17 protein-coding genes are annotated in these 14,934 nt (G+C 69.2%); 5 read left to right on the top strand and 12 right to left on the bottom strand.

The window, feature by feature from the left end:
- Positions 1-48: 48 nt before the first annotated feature.
- A complete protein-coding gene (locus ACWGI2_RS07825; RefSeq protein ID WP_190084597.1) occupies positions 49-360 on the bottom strand; it encodes a pore-forming ESAT-6 family protein in 312 nt (103 codons plus the stop codon).
- 56 nt (positions 361-416) lie between these two features.
- Positions 417-746, bottom strand: a complete 330-nt coding sequence (locus ACWGI2_RS07830) for a hypothetical protein (protein WP_399983804.1) — start codon at positions 744-746, stop codon at positions 417-419.
- Between the two features lie 730 nt (positions 747-1,476).
- Between ACWGI2_RS07830 and ACWGI2_RS07835 the strand changes: the two genes are divergently transcribed.
- Positions 1,477-1,848 carry a tyrosine-type recombinase/integrase gene (locus ACWGI2_RS07835; RefSeq protein WP_453694486.1) on the top strand — a complete coding sequence of 124 codons (372 nt, stop codon included), beginning with the start codon at positions 1,477-1,479 and terminating at the stop codon, positions 1,846-1,848.
- 116 nt (positions 1,849-1,964) lie between these two features.
- On the opposite strand, the gene ACWGI2_RS07840 is transcribed toward ACWGI2_RS07835, so the two are convergent.
- The 5 genes from ACWGI2_RS07840 to ACWGI2_RS07860 form a co-directional block, all read right to left on the bottom strand.
- Complete coding sequence (locus ACWGI2_RS07840; RefSeq protein ID WP_453694487.1) at positions 1,965-2,882, bottom strand: hypothetical protein; 918 nt, start codon at positions 2,880-2,882, stop codon at positions 1,965-1,967.
- Between the two features lie 186 nt (positions 2,883-3,068).
- Positions 3,069-4,004: a sigma-70 family RNA polymerase sigma factor gene (locus ACWGI2_RS07845; protein ID WP_453694488.1), complete on the bottom strand. Its 936-nt coding sequence runs from the start codon at positions 4,002-4,004 to the stop codon at positions 3,069-3,071.
- A gap of 9 nt (positions 4,005-4,013) precedes the next feature.
- The gene (locus ACWGI2_RS07850; RefSeq protein ID WP_453694489.1) at positions 4,014-5,255 is read right to left on the bottom strand and encodes an NAD(P)/FAD-dependent oxidoreductase; all 1,242 of its coding nucleotides are present in this window, start codon (positions 5,253-5,255) and stop codon (positions 4,014-4,016) included.
- A gap of 107 nt (positions 5,256-5,362) precedes the next feature.
- Entirely contained in the window at positions 5,363-6,007 is a 645-nt protein-coding gene (locus tag ACWGI2_RS07855; protein WP_453694490.1) for a dihydrofolate reductase family protein, read from the bottom strand.
- Between the two features lie 207 nt (positions 6,008-6,214).
- Positions 6,215-7,378 carry an FAD-dependent monooxygenase gene (locus tag ACWGI2_RS07860; protein ID WP_453694491.1) on the bottom strand — a complete coding sequence of 388 codons (1,164 nt, stop codon included), beginning with the start codon at positions 7,376-7,378 and terminating at the stop codon, positions 6,215-6,217.
- 165 nt (positions 7,379-7,543) lie between these two features.
- Between ACWGI2_RS07860 and ACWGI2_RS07865 the strand changes: the two genes are divergently transcribed.
- The 3 genes from ACWGI2_RS07865 (at position 7,544) to ACWGI2_RS07875 (ending at position 9,791) form a co-directional block, all read left to right on the top strand.
- Complete coding sequence (locus ACWGI2_RS07865) at positions 7,544-8,038, top strand: TetR/AcrR family transcriptional regulator (RefSeq protein WP_453694690.1); 495 nt, start codon at positions 7,544-7,546, stop codon at positions 8,036-8,038.
- A 170-nt stretch (positions 8,039-8,208) separates the two neighbouring features.
- On the top strand, positions 8,209-9,033 hold the full coding sequence (locus tag ACWGI2_RS07870; RefSeq protein ID WP_453398971.1) for an endonuclease/exonuclease/phosphatase family protein: 825 nt from the start codon (positions 8,209-8,211) through the stop codon (positions 9,031-9,033).
- Positions 9,030-9,791 carry a class I SAM-dependent methyltransferase gene (locus ACWGI2_RS07875; RefSeq protein ID WP_453694492.1) on the top strand — a complete coding sequence of 254 codons (762 nt, stop codon included), beginning with the start codon at positions 9,030-9,032 and terminating at the stop codon, positions 9,789-9,791. The genes ACWGI2_RS07870 and ACWGI2_RS07875 overlap by 4 nt, the downstream gene beginning before the upstream one ends.
- A 27-nt stretch (positions 9,792-9,818) precedes the next feature.
- On the opposite strand, the gene ACWGI2_RS07880 is transcribed toward ACWGI2_RS07875, so the two are convergent.
- The 5 genes from ACWGI2_RS07880 to ACWGI2_RS07900 form a co-directional block, all read right to left on the bottom strand.
- Positions 9,819-10,826, bottom strand: coding sequence for a DMT family transporter (locus ACWGI2_RS07880; protein ID WP_453694493.1), 1,008 nt, complete (start codon positions 10,824-10,826; stop codon positions 9,819-9,821).
- Positions 10,827-10,935: 109 nt separating this feature from the next.
- The gene (locus tag ACWGI2_RS07885; protein ID WP_453398968.1) at positions 10,936-11,436 is read right to left on the bottom strand and encodes a hemerythrin domain-containing protein; all 501 of its coding nucleotides are present in this window, start codon (positions 11,434-11,436) and stop codon (positions 10,936-10,938) included.
- A 196-nt stretch (positions 11,437-11,632) separates the two neighbouring features.
- Positions 11,633-12,064: an ATP-binding protein gene (locus ACWGI2_RS07890; protein WP_453694494.1), complete on the bottom strand. Its 432-nt coding sequence runs from the start codon at positions 12,062-12,064 to the stop codon at positions 11,633-11,635.
- Between the two features lie 347 nt (positions 12,065-12,411).
- Entirely contained in the window at positions 12,412-12,876 is a 465-nt protein-coding gene (locus ACWGI2_RS07895) for a peroxiredoxin (protein WP_453398966.1), read from the bottom strand.
- Positions 12,877-13,201: 325 nt separating this feature from the next.
- Positions 13,202-14,044, bottom strand: a complete 843-nt coding sequence (locus tag ACWGI2_RS07900; RefSeq protein ID WP_453694495.1) for a SigB/SigF/SigG family RNA polymerase sigma factor — start codon at positions 14,042-14,044, stop codon at positions 13,202-13,204.
- Between the two features lie 365 nt (positions 14,045-14,409).
- On the opposite strand from ACWGI2_RS07900, the gene ACWGI2_RS07905 reads away from it, so the two are divergent.
- Positions 14,410-14,736 carry a plasmid stabilization protein gene (locus ACWGI2_RS07905; protein ID WP_453398964.1) on the top strand — a complete coding sequence of 109 codons (327 nt, stop codon included), beginning with the start codon at positions 14,410-14,412 and terminating at the stop codon, positions 14,734-14,736.
- Positions 14,737-14,934 lie beyond the last annotated feature (198 nt).

Here is a 14,934-nt window from a genome sequence, read left to right on the forward strand (position 1 = left end):
ACCCCCTACTGATCCCCGTAATTCAGCCCAGCCGCTCGGTGCTGTCGGTCAGCCGATGTTGTCGACCGCGGCACGCGCCCGCGCCAGCGTCGACTGTGCGGTGCCGTCGTTCTGCTCCAACGTGGTGCGCACGAGGCGGATGATCTCCCGCACCTCGTTTGCCGCCTTGTTCCAGCGGACTTCCTTGCCGTGGTAGTCGTCTGACACGCCGTCGGCCTGGTAGTCGGCCATCGCGGCCTTCACCGCGCGGTCGCGATCACCGAGCACCCGCTCCAGCTGACCGATGATGATCTGCAGGCCGCCCTGCACGTCGGCCGAGGCGCCGGTGTCGTAGGAGCGGCGGTCCTGGGTTCCAGCCATGGCGAAGTTCCCCCTGTGTGGTGAAGTGTCGTGGTGTGCGAGCCGGTCGACTCGGCTCAGCCGGAGAAGCGGGCGCTGTCGAAGTTGGCCGCGCCCATGTTCTGGTGGGCGTTGTCGGACTGCTCCTGGTCGCCGGAGCCGAACGCGGTATCCATGCCCGCCTGTCCGCCCAGGATCGAGGACAGTGCCCCGTTCAGATCCGAAGTGATCTCGTCCGCCCGCAGCTTGAACGAGTCGAAGGTCGCCTTGCCCGCCCCGTTGAACTTGCCCTCCAGCGGCTCGGCCGCCTGGACCAGCAAGCTGATGAGTGTCCCGAGATCGTCGCTGGACCCCACGGTGTTTTTCCCCAGCACCGCGAGAGTCGTGTCTCCCATGTCGAACTTCATCAGTCCACCCCCGTGTATGCCCAGTTGGTCGGTGCGCGGTGGGCGTTCTGCCGTCACGGCATCCTCACGCGTCACTCACGCCCCGTAGTCTATCGAACATCCTGTCCCATGAAGAGTTGCAGGCGCAACGCAGTTGGGGGCGAGATGGCGTGATCTGTGCCATGGCGTGCGCCACGCCTGGGAGCCGCCGCTCCTGGAAACGCGGTACTCGTTGGCCGCAGTTTCGCTGGTAGGGGTGTTGCGCCGCCGCATGTGTGCCAGGCGGACGAGGCGCTGCCATCGAAGGTGTAATCAGCGGCCGGTGGCGGGAGGGGCGCCGGTCACGATTGCCATGGCCGAAACCGCATGCCGTACCTGAGCGCATGAGGAGACCACCGTCCCTCAGGCTGGTCTGCAGGCCGTCCCCTCGCCACCCAGTTGGTGCGCCGCAGCGGACGGCTCGTCGCGGGTTTGGGTGAGATCACGCAATGGCGGCACCATCGTGCAGGTACCGCGGTGATCCGTCCGAGAGCGCTGCCAAACCGGCATCGAGCCTGTGCCGCAGGCGCTCCCGCTGTGCCGCCGCAGCCTCTGCAACCGGCGCGAATCTCAGTTCCGTCAGCTCTTGATCGTGTGGCCGCAGACCGGTGATCTGGTTGTCGGGTGAATACCGGGAAATCCCCACGGCACCGTTCATCGGAGCGGGGGTGGCCGCGCACCTTACGCGATGGGCGCAGTGCGACGTGGCGGAATGATGGTGTACTTCGCACCGCACGACCGGAAGAACGAGACCGTGCCGACGGTCAACACATACGGCTGTCACTTCAGGACGGTGCTCAAGCGTGCCGGTCTCGTGAAGGCAGACGGAACGCCCAAGTACACGCCGCAGAGTCTGCGTTACTTCTTCGCCTCGACGGTGTTGGCGAACGGCATTCCCATTCACGAGGCCTCACGCTGGCTGGGCCACAAGTCGATCAAGACGACCGTCGACATCTACGGCCATCTCTTGCCCGCCGCGTGGGATCGCTGTCGCGCGATCATGCAGAAGGCCACGCGCCCCGGTCCGATTCTGGCCCCGGTGGTGGCAGCGGAACAGACCAGCGGATATGACCCCGCAGCGTGACGTGCTGGGTGGACCCGACCGTGCTGGATCGGTGCTGGACAGGCCGCAAGGTGGCCCTGTTTCGGCAAGTGACAGCCGTGCCGCAGACATTCGGCGAAAAAAGTGAAGTAGCTGCTCTAGCGCAGTTTGCTGAGCATATGGCAAACCTGCAGGTCAGTTGGAATGGAGCTACCAGGGCAGTGGTTCAGGCCGCCGGTGCCACCACCAGCCCAACTGCGCACTCCGCGGCTCCGGCCCCAGCAGAAGCCCTGCCAGCAGCCCCTGCCTGTCCTCCGCCGTGAGCCCCACATAGGCGCTGTCCAACTGCTGAAGGCCGCGTTGCAATACAGCCATCGCGGCAGGAGGAAGCTGCGCTGGGAAGACCTCGAGACCGTCGCGAGCCTGAGTCGCTCCCGGTACAGATCCGGGGGGCACCAGCCCGAACCGGCCCACCCCGATGCCATATGGCTGACGAGTTTTTCCCATGCTCCCAGGCGATCCGAAATGCTCCACTCCGGACCTCCCGGAGCCAGGGACTGCACGAGCACTTGTTCGTCGAAGCTGTCTGAGATCGGGGTGGGAATCTTCAACTCCCTGACGACTTCCGGGATCCTCATGACGCGCACGCTCGGCAGTTGTCGGACCGGGGATTCGACGGCATCAACGCGGTATTCGGGCTCTTCGTCGTCGGTTGCGTAGAGGCGTGCCCGCGTGAAGTGGTGGTCGGGGGTGGCCGCCCAGTAGGCACTCGGTAGATCCTCCTCGGCGGTGAAGAGGACCACTGCCCCGGTCGCGGCGGCGACCTGCTGCGCCAGTGCCGATTCCGAGGGAGGGTTGGTGACGGACTTCTGGGAGTAGATCTCCAAGGCCCGCGACAGGTTCCCGCGAAGGGGGCTGTACTCACACGACACGGCAGCTTCCCAGTTCCGCAGGTCGGGATCGCCGAGGGAGTCGGCAACGTCCACGTCTCGAACATTGACGTTGAACGCGGACGCCAGGACGGGTGCAAGCTTGGCAGGTTCTGCTGCATCGGTGACCAGCAGGTTGTACATCATGGAATGATCCCGTTGCAGATCTTCAAGGTGTTTTCAATGGCTTCAGGGTTCTCTGTGGACTTTGGGTCTCGTGCCCGCCGAGGGAAGCCGACACATCGCCACGAGCTCGGACGATTTCCCTCAGGGCCCCATATTCAACCCTGCGCTGCCCATGCATATGCCTCTTCCGCGCGGCGCATACGTCGATCACCACTGGGCGATGGCCGGGGCGTTCGGTTCGTCTTGGTGCCACATCTTGGTGAGGCGGGTGAGTCGTTCCGTGGCGGCGAAGCCGTGTACCGCCGCTACCTTGCCGTCGCTGATCTCGAACGCCACCGCGCCCACGATCCGGTTTTCGAGTACGGCGAGTACGGCGGGGCAGCCGTTGAGGCGGCCGATGTGGATCGTGGGGGAGCCGCCGGCCAGGCGTCGCTTCGCGGGGGTGGGTTTGAAGGCGGTCCGCATCATGGTGGCGATGCGCTCGGGGGTCTCGTAGCGCCACAGCTTCCTGGTGAGGCCCGCGCCGTCGGAGACCGCGGTCGCGTCGTTCGTGAGGAGCGCCACCAGACGTTCGGTACGACCTGAGGACGCGGCGGAAAGGAACTCCTCCAGGACGTTGCGTGCGGACGCCGGGTCGACCTCGCCGCCGCGGCGCGCGGACGCGACCCGGCGCCTGGCCCGGTGGACGTGCTGCTGGCTCGCGGACTCCGAGATGTCGAGGATCTCGGCGATCTCGGAGTGGGCGTACGAGAACACCTCGCGCAGGACGTAGACGGCCCGTTCGACCGGCGAGAGCCGCTCCATCAAGGTCAGGACGGCGAGCGACACCGACTCGCGCTGCTCGAAGGTGTCGGCGGGGCCGAGCATCGGGTCGCCGTCGAGGAGCGGCTCGGGCATCCAGGCGCCGGCCGCGCGCTCGCGGCGCAGCGGTGCCGAACGGAGCCTGTCCAGGCACAAGTTGGTGACGACCTTGGCCAGCCAGGCCTCCGGCACCTCGATCCGCTCCCGGTCGGCGGCGTGCCAGCGCAGGTACGCGTCCTGCACGATGTCCTCGGCGTCGGTGGCCGAGCCGAGCAGACGGTACGCGAGCGAGGCCAGCCGGGTCCGGTCGGCCTCGAAGCGGTCGGCGGCGGTGCTGTCCATGCGACGACCCTATGCCGCGGCCTTTCCTGGTGCGGTGGCAATGGCCGTGCTTTCGGCAGTCGTCAGGGTGGCGGCCGTCGTGGTGGCGGCCAGGCGGCGCTTGCGCTTCGGCATGCCGAAGGTCGGGTGCGCGACGCCCCACAGGCTGCCCCTGAGGACGCCCGCCTTGAGCCGCGCGGCCTTCCGGCCGCCCAGGAACCAGGACTTCGCCCGTACGTCGCTGTCGACCATCTGAAAGATCGCGTCGTACCGCCCGAGGCTGATGTGGTTGCCGACGTAGTTCTTCTTGACGCTCGGAATCCGGCGGCCGGTCAGCCGTCCCACGATCGCGTCCGTCGCCTGCATGTTGGTGTACCCCGCCGAGGCGCAGGACATCGGCAGCGGCCTGCCGTTGTCACCGATCGCGTACGCGCTGTCGCCCGCGGCGTAGACGTCCGGGTGGGAGACCGAGCGCATGGTGTCGTCGACGACGATCCGGCCGCCCTCGGTGACCTCGAGACCGGCGGCGGCCGCGATGGGGTCGACGGCGAACCCGGCGGTCCACACGGTCGCGTCCGCCGGGTACGAGGTGCCGTCGGCGCCGATCGCGTACGTCGCCCCCACGGCTTCGATGGCGGTGTGCTCATGGACGGTGATGCCAAGCCGGTCGAAGGCCTCGCGCAGATGGAGCCGGGCCCCCGGAGAGAGCCAGGCTCCCAGCTCGCCACGGGCGGCGAGCGCCACGGAAAGACCGGGGCGCGACTCGGCGAACTCGGTGGCGGTCTCGATGCCGGTCAGGCCTTCGCCGACGACCAGTACGGAGCCGGCTCCGCCCAGACTGTCCAGGCGTGCGCGCAGCCGCAGCGCCGACGGCCGTCCCGCGACGTCGAAGGCGTGCTCGGCCACGCCGGGGACGCCGTGGTCGGCGACGCGGCTGCCGAGTGTGTACAGCAGCGTGTCGTACGCAAGCTGGCCGTGGCCGTCCCCGTCCCCGTCCTCGCCGGTCACCGTGACGGTCCTGCGGTCCGGGTCGACCGCGGTGACGCGCGCGACCCGCAGCCGTACCCCGGTGCCCGCGAACACGTCGACGAGCCGCCGGGTCGCCAGTTCCCGGCCCGCCGCGAGCTGGTGCATGCGCATCCGCTCGACGAAGACAGGCTCGGCGTTGACGACGGTGATCTCGGTGTCGGCGGGTGAGAGGCGACGAGCCAGGTTCCCGGCGGCGAAGGTTCCGGCGTATCCGGCGCCGAGGACGAGGATGCGGTGCTTCATGATGTGGCTCCTGTCTGAATCGCTTGCCCCTTGAGCGGGACAGCGCGACGATTCCTGACAGGGCCTGGGTGTGAGCTGGGTCACTGGGGATCCTCTGGATCCTCTCGTCACCTTCGCCAGAACAGGTGGTGCGTCACTCCGCTCGGGCTGGGCACGACGTCGAGGTGGAAACGGTCGAGCAGCTCGTCGGGGGATTCCCACAGGCGTGACCCGGATCCGATCTTCACCGGGGAGACCGCCACATGCAGGGTGTCGACGAGGTCGGCGTCGAGGAACTGCCGGACGGTGAAGGCACCGCCGCCGAGCCGCACGTCCTTGCCCTGTGCGGCCTCCCGCGCCTGGTCGAGGACCGTGGCCGGGCCGCCGTCGACGAAGTGGAACGTGGTGTCGGAGAGGGTGAACGAAGGACGCTTGTGGTGGGTCATGACGAACACCGGGGTGTGGAACGGGGGTTCGTCGCCCCACCAGCCCTGCCACTCATGGTCCTGCCAGGGCCCCCGCTGGGGTCCGAACTTGTTGCGGCCCATGATCTCGGCGCCGATGTTGCGGGCGAAGTCCCGCGTGAAGTAGTCGTCGAGCCCGCGGGTGCCCCCGGGATCGGTGCGGTTGGGCCAGCTCGCCGTGGCCCCGGCCCAGGCGAACATGTCCCCGGGGTCGGCGTCACCGAACGGCCTCTCGAGGCTCTGGTTCTCCCCGGCGCCGAATCCGTCCCGCGATACGTTGAAGTTCTGCACTCTGAGCAACTGAGTCACGTGTCTTCTCCTGGGTGGCGGGCCGGTGTTAGTGGACCTGTGTTGGCAGTCCTGTGTTGATGGCAACGGTAGGACCGTCCTCGCCGGGAAAAATCATCGGCGTGACCCGATTTGCTACTGGAGGCCCTCCGCGTCCAGCAGGGCGGAGCGCACTCCATTGCGGTCCAGTCTTTTGTGGCGCAATTGAGGTGCGAGTGCAAGGGGCGTTCAGCGGCGTCGGGAGCCCGGCGGTGTCCAGTCGGCGTGCCGCAGGATGGCCCGGACGGTCGTACGGGACGGGGCCAGCCGCAGGGCCGTGTTGCGCAGGGCGACGGCCAGGGGGTGCGTCAGTTGCTGACCCATCCGGCCGGCCAGGCGGGCGGCGCGTGCCACGGACTGGCTGCGTGGGCGGCGCTCGGTGTCGTAACGGGTCAGCGCCGATTCGACGGTGGGCTCGGTGGCGAGCGCGGCGGACAGTACGGCCGCGTCCTCCAGCGCCTGGCAGGCACCCTGGCCGAGGTTCGGTGTCATGGCGTGGGCCGCGTCACCGAGCAGGGCGGTGCGGCCCACGACGTAGGAGGGCAGCGGAGTGCTCAGCTCGTGGATGTCGTGGTGCAGCACGGCGCCGGGCCGGGTCGCCGACAGCAGCGCCGGGATCGGTTCGTGCCAGCCGGAGAAACGGCGGCGCATCTCGGCCAGGGGATCCGGATAGCGCACCCCGGCAGGTGAGTTGAGGACGGCGTGCCACTCGGCGCGGCCGTCGGCGAGGGCGATGTGGCCGAACTCGGCGCCGCGACCCCAGGTCAGTTCGAAGTCGCTGCGTACGTCGACGGGGTGATCGGTGATGGCGCGCAGTACCGTCGATCCGCTGTAGGCGGGGCCGGGGTGGTGCGGGAAGAGCTGGGTGCGCAGGCGGCTGTTGAGGCCGTCGGCGGCCACGACCAGATCCGCCTCCAGGACGGTGTCCCCGAGGGGGACCCGCGGCCGGGCGGGATAAGAGTTGTCGACGGACGCGGCCTCGGCTCCGACGAGCAGGGACCCGGGCGGCAGGGCCTCTCGCAGCAGGCGGTGCAGTGTGGCGCGGGGGATGCCGACGATCGGGGTGCCCAACTCGCGCTCCAGGGCGGCTCCGTCCATCCGCGCGAGGCGGCCTCCGGCCGGGTTGCGGGTGCCGCCGCTGTACTGGGGCCGAGCGGCGGCGCGGATCACTTCTCCGACGCCGAGGACGTCCAGGGCGCGGATGCCGTTGGCGTGCAGGGAGATGGCCGCGCCCGCGTCGTCGAGCACGGGGGCGCGTTCGACGACCGTCACCTCCCAGCCGACGAGCCGCAGACCGATCGCGGCGGCCAGGCCGCCGATCCCTCCGCCGACGACTACCGCGCTGCTGCCCATGTGTGGCTCCTTCTACAGGTGTAGAAGGAGCGTACTCCACTGCCTCTACAGGTGTAGAAATGGGGGGTGACCACAGATCGGACCACAGACCGGCCCACAGAACGGCCTACAGATCGACGCACTGTCCTCGCCGACGCGGCCATTGGCGTCCTCGCCGACGCCGGGATGCGGGGCCTGACCCACCGCGCCGTGGACCGGGAGGCAGACCTGCCGCCCGGCACCACATCGGCGTACCTCCGCACACGCCAGGCACTGCTCACCGCCCTCGCCCGCCGCCTCGTCGCCGTCGACCAGGCGGAGCTCCAGGCGATCGGGGAACGGACGCCGGTGCCACGGAACGCGGGCGAACTGGTCGCGGCGATCGCCGAGTTCGTCGAGCAGCAGCTCACGGGCGACAGGCGGCGACGCTCCCTCGCGCGCTACGCGTGCGCCATCGAGAGCGTGCACCACCCCGAACTTCGGGAGATCCTCGTGCCGCGCGAGAACGCGGCGCGACAGGTCGTACGCGACTTCCTGACCGCGCAAGGTGTCGCGGACGCCGATGGCCGGACCGTCACGCTGCTGACCTGTGTGGACGGATTGGTCTTCGACCGTCTGGTCGGGGGCGGGACCGTGTCGGAGCAGGAGATCCGAGGGCTGGTGGCGGCAGCGCTCCGGTAGCCCCCTCCGCAGGCACCGTGGGGGTCCAAACGGCCGTGGTTGAGTCTGGTGATGAGCAAGAAGCAGGTGTTGCTGCCGACTCCGTCCCATAACCTCGTGCATGGAGACGTCAGATGCCATGTGCATCCACTGCCATGTGCATCCACACTGAGGAGGCGATGGTGCTCGGAATGAGCACGCGATGGCTCGCGGGTGCCATGACCGTGGCCTGCATGGTGCTCGTCGGTCCCAGTGCGCCGAGCGACGCCCTCTTCGACAGATCACCGCCCGAGGCCGTCAGAGATGTCGTACCGAACCGGGTCATGACGTGGAACATCTGCAACCCCTGCGAGGAGAGCGATGTCGACCGGGCCGCGGAGATCGCCTCGTACGCGCCCCAGGTCATCGGCCTGCAAGAAGCGTGCGTGGGTGATGTCGAGAGGATCCGGGAGTATCTGCAGCACCTGCACGGGCTGGTCTACCACGTCGAGTACGGCTCGGTGCTGAGCAGTTGGGGCCGCTGCGGGGGAGTGCCGTGGAACCCGGGCGGCTTCGGCCAGGCGGTCCTCTCGGCGGCACCGATGACAGACCGTGTGAACGTGGAGTACCCCGAAGGCGGATCCGAGGACCGTGGGTACATGGCGGTCACGACGACGGTCGGCGGCCGGTCAGTCCGGGTCTTCAACACGCACCTCGCCCAGCGGAGTCAGGAAGAGGTCCGAGCGAAGCAGGTCGGTGTACTCGCCGCGGAGGTCGCCCGGCACGACCGCGCGATCGTTCTCGGCGACTTCAACGCCGTGCCGGAGGCTCCCGAACTCGCCCGGGTGTGGGAACTCGCCACGGACACGGACCCGCAGTGTCGTCCCTCGCTCGCCGGCACCTGCAAGACGACCACCGACTGGCACGCCAAGTTCGACTACGTCTTCCTGCGAGGCATCGCCCCGCTCAGGCACCGCGTGGAATCCACCTCGTACTCGGACCACGACCTGCTGCACACTGACTTGGACCCAACGTGACCGACGCCCCGCGCATCGCACTCGACTCTGCCTCGGCCGTCGACGGCCGCCACATCCGGGCCCTGACCTTTCAGTCCGTACGCATGGAGTATCTGCGGCGCCTGCTCGGGGAGTTGGGCCTCGCGGCGGCCGGTAGCCGGGCGCTTGTCGTCGGCAGTGGGCGCGGCATCCTGGCGCGTGGCCTCGCCCGGCTCGGGTTCGATGTCGTCGCCGTCGACCCGTCCTCGGCCGCGACGGCCCTCGCCTCGGAGGCGGACGACGGTCTCGGCATCACCTACCGGACGACACCCGCGGAGGAACTCGACCTTCCGGGCGGTTCCTTCGACCTCGTGTACTGCGCCGACACCCTCGAGATCACCGAACAGCCGGACGCGGTCCTCGCGGACGCGGCGCGCGTGCTGCGTCCCGGCGGGGCTTTCGTCTACGACACGGTGAACCGCACCCCCGTGTCCCGCCTCATCTACCTCGGCGCCTTCCAGGCCTTCCCGGCCACGCGAATCATGCCCCGCGGCCGCTACGCCGCTCACCGGCTGCGCCGTCCGGCGGAGCTCGCCGAGGCCCTCGACCGGGCAGGGCTTTCGACGCGGGACGTCTCGGCGTTCAAGCCGCGCGACGTACGGAGTCTGGTGCGGGCGACGCGCGGACGCAGGCGCGGCACACTGACCGACGAGCAGTTGCCGGAGCTGGTCGAGATGGTGCTCGAACCTGAGGGCAGTCCGGTGGTGACGTATCTGGGGTACGCGGTGCGCCGTGCATAGCGCTTCCGAGCTCTCGCGAGGCGCGGCCTACACCGCACCCGGGCCCTTCACCCGCTCCTCCGAAGCAGCGGGACGTGTCCCACCGCTCGACGCGACCACCCGGCCGGTCCGTGTGCCCGACAGCGCCGCGAGCGCGACCGCCCCCAGGGCGAGCGCGACGCCCGCGACGGTGGCCGCCGTGACGTCCGTGTCACCGTGCGGGAGCAGCAGGTCCAGGGCGAGTGAACCGACCAACTGGCCGGTGATCGTGCACAGTCCGAGCAGCAGGACGCCGAGCTTCTGGACCGCGGCGACCGCGATGGTGATGAAGGAGACGCCGACCAGGCCGCCGAAATAGAGGTACGGATCGGTCGGCAGGCGGGAGGGAAGCCCGGCGGCCACGGCATGCACCAGGAAGATCACACTCAACGCGGCGGTACCGGCGGCGAAGTTGAAGAACGTCCCCGCGTACGCGGATCCGGCGGCGTTCTTCACATGACCGTTGACCGCCTGCTGCCAGCTCACGCACACGCCCGCCACCAGCGGCAGCAACAGCATCAGGTACGGGAACCCGCCGCCCAGCTTGTCCGCCATCGACAGACCCACGGCCGCGAGCACGAGCACCGCACCGACGACCCTGCGCCGCGTGGGCCGCTGCGGCCCGGCAGGACCGAGCCCCATCCGGTCGAAGAGCAGACCCCCGGTGACCTGGCCCGCGACGATCGCCACCGTGAACAGTGCGACCCCGAGCGCCCCGACGGTCAGCCCCTGCGCGAGCAGGAAGGCAGCGCCTCCGAAGCCGCCGAGCACCTGCCACCACCTGAGCCGCCTGCCGCGTACGTCCGCGAGCACCAGGCGGACCCCGCGGCGCGGCTTGCGGAGGACGAGGAGCCCGAGAGCCAGCACCACGAACCCCGAGCCGAACGAAATCACCGCGGCCGCGAATCCGTCGCCGCCGAGCCCGGCAGCGAGCTCACCGGTGATACGCGCTTGCAGGGATATCAGGGTGCCGGAGAAGACGGCGAGGAGCAGCCAGGGGGCTGCGGCGGCGGGCATGTGCGTACTACCTCTGGGTGGGCGTCGACGGTAACTGATCAGTTCATGTCTAACCGATCAGCCCGGCCTCGGACAGAGCGGGCCGGATGACGAGACGCTGCTCCACGCATCAGTCCTTCACGATTCGGCGGACATTCTCGATGCTTCCGCAGCCCGCATCGAGGTGCTTGTCGCGTTCCCTGGTGAAAGCGGCGCCCAGTTCCTCGCGGCGATCCATGGCCACGTTCTCGCGTGCGCCGTTGAGGATCGTCCGCTCCTCCTCATCAGTGTGGTGGGACACCGCCTCGACAAGCTTCTCCAGTTTCTCGTCCCAGTCGTCGGAGCCGACGTCGTCCACTTCGAGGAGTGCCAGCAGCGCTTCATTGCCCTCCTCGTGTTCCTCGACGCCGTGTTCGACCTCGTCGTTGTCGATGTCCCGGTAGCGCCTGAGGGCGGGGTAGACCTCGGCCTCCTCCGCGAGCGCGTGCGCGATGAGAAGGCCGGCGAACTCCTTCAGGGCAGCGGCCCGTTCGGCCTCCACGCTGCGCATGTCGCGGAACAGGTCCTCCATCCGCCGGTGATCATCGAGGATCAGCTCGACGACGTCCGTTGCCGTTGCCTTGTCCGGCATGTCGGGGCTCCTTCTCAGCAGGGGGCAGAGGGCTCAGCGCTGTGAGCGACTGCGTACGGATACCTTCGTAGTGAGCGGCTGCGTACAGATACGTAACGTGCTCACTCGCCTACGAGGTGCCTCGTGTACCCGGCCGTCGCGTGTGTCACTCCTGCGGCCCACCGAAGGGGCGGGAGTGTACGGAGTCGTGCGCGGATCACCGGGAGCTGCTGGCGGCGCGTTCACCGGCGGCCGGCTCGCCGGCCAGGGGGATGTGGGCGGTGACGCGTTTGCCGGCCGGTTCGAGGTGCACGTGGAAGTTCTGGGCGACGGCCTTGACGATCTCCAGGCCGTGCCCGCCGATCCTGTGCGGGTCCTCGGGGCGGGCGACAGGACGGGCGCGGGCGCTGTCGTGCACGGTCACCGCCACCGAGGAGTCCACGATGCGCAGCTCCATGACCATCGGGCCGGGGGCGTACTTGCGTGCGTTGGTGACCAGCTCGCTGACCACCAGTTGCGTCAGGTCCATCGCGCGGGCGGAGACGGTCACGTCCAGGTCCGTCCGGGCGCGGGTGAGGAAGTCGAGGGCGAGGTGACGTGCTTCGGCGATGGAGGAGTCCCCGTCGTTCAGGGGGACGGCGAAAGCCATGGGATGAGCTGCCGACGACCCTTCGCCGCCACTTCCGGCTGACTCCATTTCCTCTCCACCTTCGTCCCCGCGTCCCCGTTTTCTGCTCACTTACCCTGTTGGACGCGGCACATTCTGCTCCGGCCCGGATCGATAATTTGTTCGAGCGTGGCAGCTTGACCGAACCGCTGGCGGTCCGAACCGTCGCACAGGATGCCGACGTATGCCCGGGCCCGCGCCGCACCGGCGAGTGCGGTCGAGAACATGGTGACAGACCCCGGCCCACGACACCCGGCTCTTCATGCCGAACCCGCCGCAAGGGGCACACGGCGGCGGCTGCCGCGAGGAGACGCTTGATCAGTCAGGCCTCAACCGGCGGCCGACCGCAACGTCGCCAGCGCCCGGTCCGCGTGGGTGCTCATCCGGAACTCGCTGCGGACCACCTCGAGCACGCGCCGGTCGGAGCCGATGACGAAGGTGGCGCGCTTGGTCGGCAGGGGGCCGAAGCCGCGTGCCACGCCGAACTGGCCGCGTACCACGCCGTCCGGATCGGACAGCAGGGGGAAACCGAACGTGTGCAGCCCCGCGAACTCGCGCTGGCGGTCGACGGCGTCCGAGCTGATCCCCACCGGCCTGGCGCCCACCGCCGCGAACTCGGCTGCCAGGTCCCGGAAGTGGCACGCCTGGGCGGTGCAGCCGGGGGTCATCGCCGCCGGGTAGAAGAACACCACTGCCGGGCCTTCGGACAGGAGAGACGAAAGGGTCGTGGGCGTGCCTGTCTCGTCGGGCAGGGTGAAGTCCTCGACCAGGGAGCCGACTTGGACGCGGGTCATCGCTCGGCTCCTTGGCCGGGGTGGACGCGGGCAGGCGAAGAGCGAGGCGGGCGTGGGGGAGGGGCGGACATGAGGTCTCCTGACGGCTCGGCATCACAAGGCGGCGTGGCACGCGATACTACTCGGCGGTAAGAAGGCGCGTACTCGGCCTGGTTCCCTGCTTCCCCGGCGAAAGCTCACGTGGAGCTGCCCGGAATCCGATGCCGGCGTCCGGCCCCGGCCCTGCCGGGCTTTGCTCGCCGGACGTCGTGGTCTGAGCCCCTGGGGCGGCCCTGGCGCCCCAGGGACTCGGCGCGGGCACGCACGCTGCGCGCGCGGCCCGCGGTCACGCCGCCTGAGCGTGCCTGACGCCGTCCTCTCCGCGGACGGCCTCCGCGCGCACTCGGGCGCAGCTGGTGGTGATGAGGCGGGAGACGTGCATCTGTGAGATGCCGAGCTCCTCGGCGATCCTGCTCTGCGTCATGTCCTCGAAGAAGCGCAGGTACAGGATGGTCCGTTCACGCTCCGGCAGCCGCCGCAGTCCGGTCTTGGCGGCCTCCCGGTCGGTGATGCAGTCGTACGCGGGATCGGTCTCCCCGAGAGTGTCGGCCAGGCTGAATCCATCGGGGTCCGAGGAGATCTCGGCGTCCAGCGACAGGGCGCTGTAGCTCGTCATGGCCTCCATCCCCTCGCGGACCTCGTCCTCGGTCAGTCCCGCCTGCGCGGCGATGTCCGCCGAGCTGGGCTCGGCGTCGCTGCCCGGCCGTTCCAGGAGTTCGCGGCGCGCGACCCGGACCTTGTTGCGCAGGTCCTGGACGCGACGGGGCACCCGCACGTCCCACATGCGATCGCGGAAGTGCCGGCGCAGCTCGCCGGTGATGGTGGGCACCGCGTAGCTCTCGAAGGCCCCGCGCTCGGGCTCGTACCGGTTGACCGCCTTGATCAGGCCCATCGCGGCAACCTGCCGCAGGTCTTCGAGGTTCTCCCCCTTGTTGCGGAAACGGCTCGCCAGCCGGTGCGCCATGGGCAGCCAGGCCGTCACGATCTCCTCGCAGAGCAGGTCGTACTCGGGTCCGCCGTCAAGGGTGGCCAGATGCGCGAACGCCGCCTCGGTGTCGGGGGCGTCGTCGTGCAGGTGCCGGGTTCCCGTGCGGCGACGGGCGGAGGGTGCGGTGAGATCGGTAAGCATCAGGAATCGCTCCTCAGCGGTGGGCGAACAGGTGACCGCGGAGAGAACGGGACGGCCCGGAGCCGGACATCCGACGGGAGTGGGCATACCGCTCCCCGCGAATGCGCCTCCGGTCCGAAGCACGATGTCCGCCTGCCCCTGGACTCGGAGAGGAAACAACCACCAGTTGGGCGCATGCGTACGGAGCCATGGGCGTGCCGAGGCGAAGGACTTGAAGCGAACGGTCCCGCAGTGGTCGAACGCCCGTCCCCGTCCGTCGACGTGCGGGCCGCACGGCGACCAAGAATCATGAGGACAAATCGCCGCGGTCGAACCCACTGAGGCGGACCGACCGAGTCGAACCGCTGATGAGAAAGGTGCATCGCATGCCTGCTGGATCGAGCAAGAAGCGTGAACGCCAGTACGAGCACATCAAGGACAGCGCCGAGGACCGCGGGGCCTCGACCAAGCGCGCGAAGGAGATCGCCGCCCGGACGGTCAACAAGGAACGGGCACGTTCGGGAGAGTCGAAGACGGCCAGCAAGACGTCCACGCGCGACAAGAAGTCGGCGTACGAGCGAGGCGGGGAGCGTTCGCACAGCGGTGCGCAGGGTCCGACCAAGGATCAGCTGTACGAGGAGGCCAAGAAGAAGAACATCGAGGGCCGCTCGTCCATGAACAAGAAGGAACTCAAGCAGGCTCTCGGCCGCTGAGCGCGAGGTGCGTGGCGAGGTGCATGTCGCGGGGCGAACGGGGCACGCGTGACGCGGGGTGCGAAGCGTCGGAACGGCCTCGGGCGCTTGGCCCCGTCGAGGGGGCGCCCGGGGGGGGGGGGGGGGGCACCGCCCCCCGCGGGGGGCCGGGGGGCAGGGGGTCGGGGGAGCGGGGGGGCGCCCCCCCCCCGCCGGCCG

The sequence above is a fragment of the Streptomyces sp. NPDC054866 genome (genome assembly GCF_053610745.1).

What these genes read in the sequence shown, in the direction of transcription:
- ACWGI2_RS07825 (WP_190084597.1), bottom strand. Translation starts at nt 360, where the DNA reads ATGGCTGGAACCCAGGACCGCCGCTCCTACGACACCGGCGCCTCGGCC.
- ACWGI2_RS07830 (WP_399983804.1), bottom strand. Translation starts at nt 746, where the DNA reads ATGAAGTTCGACATGGGAGACACGACTCTCGCGGTGCTGGGGAAAAAC.
- ACWGI2_RS07835 (WP_453694486.1), top strand. Translation starts at nt 1,477, where the DNA reads ATGATGGTGTACTTCGCACCGCACGACCGGAAGAACGAGACCGTGCCG.
- ACWGI2_RS07840 (WP_453694487.1), bottom strand. Translation starts at nt 2,882, where the DNA reads ATGATGTACAACCTGCTGGTCACCGATGCAGCAGAACCTGCCAAGCTT.
- ACWGI2_RS07845 (WP_453694488.1), bottom strand. Translation starts at nt 4,004, where the DNA reads ATGGACAGCACCGCCGCCGACCGCTTCGAGGCCGACCGGACCCGGCTG.
- ACWGI2_RS07850 (WP_453694489.1), bottom strand. Translation starts at nt 5,255, where the DNA reads ATGAAGCACCGCATCCTCGTCCTCGGCGCCGGATACGCCGGAACCTTC.
- ACWGI2_RS07860 (WP_453694491.1), bottom strand. Translation starts at nt 7,378, where the DNA reads ATGGGCAGCAGCGCGGTAGTCGTCGGCGGAGGGATCGGCGGCCTGGCC.
- ACWGI2_RS07865 (WP_453694690.1), top strand. Translation starts at nt 7,544, where the DNA reads ATGCGGGGCCTGACCCACCGCGCCGTGGACCGGGAGGCAGACCTGCCG.
- ACWGI2_RS07870 (WP_453398971.1), top strand. Translation starts at nt 8,209, where the DNA reads ATGAGCACGCGATGGCTCGCGGGTGCCATGACCGTGGCCTGCATGGTG.
- ACWGI2_RS07880 (WP_453694493.1), bottom strand. Translation starts at nt 10,826, where the DNA reads ATGCCCGCCGCCGCAGCCCCCTGGCTGCTCCTCGCCGTCTTCTCCGGC.
- ACWGI2_RS07885 (WP_453398968.1), bottom strand. Translation starts at nt 11,436, where the DNA reads ATGCCGGACAAGGCAACGGCAACGGACGTCGTCGAGCTGATCCTCGAT.
- ACWGI2_RS07890 (WP_453694494.1), bottom strand. Translation starts at nt 12,064, where the DNA reads ATGGCTTTCGCCGTCCCCCTGAACGACGGGGACTCCTCCATCGCCGAA.
- ACWGI2_RS07895 (WP_453398966.1), bottom strand. Translation starts at nt 12,876, where the DNA reads ATGACCCGCGTCCAAGTCGGCTCCCTGGTCGAGGACTTCACCCTGCCC.
- ACWGI2_RS07900 (WP_453694495.1), bottom strand. Translation starts at nt 14,044, where the DNA reads ATGCTTACCGATCTCACCGCACCCTCCGCCCGTCGCCGCACGGGAACC.
- ACWGI2_RS07905 (WP_453398964.1), top strand. Translation starts at nt 14,410, where the DNA reads ATGCCTGCTGGATCGAGCAAGAAGCGTGAACGCCAGTACGAGCACATC.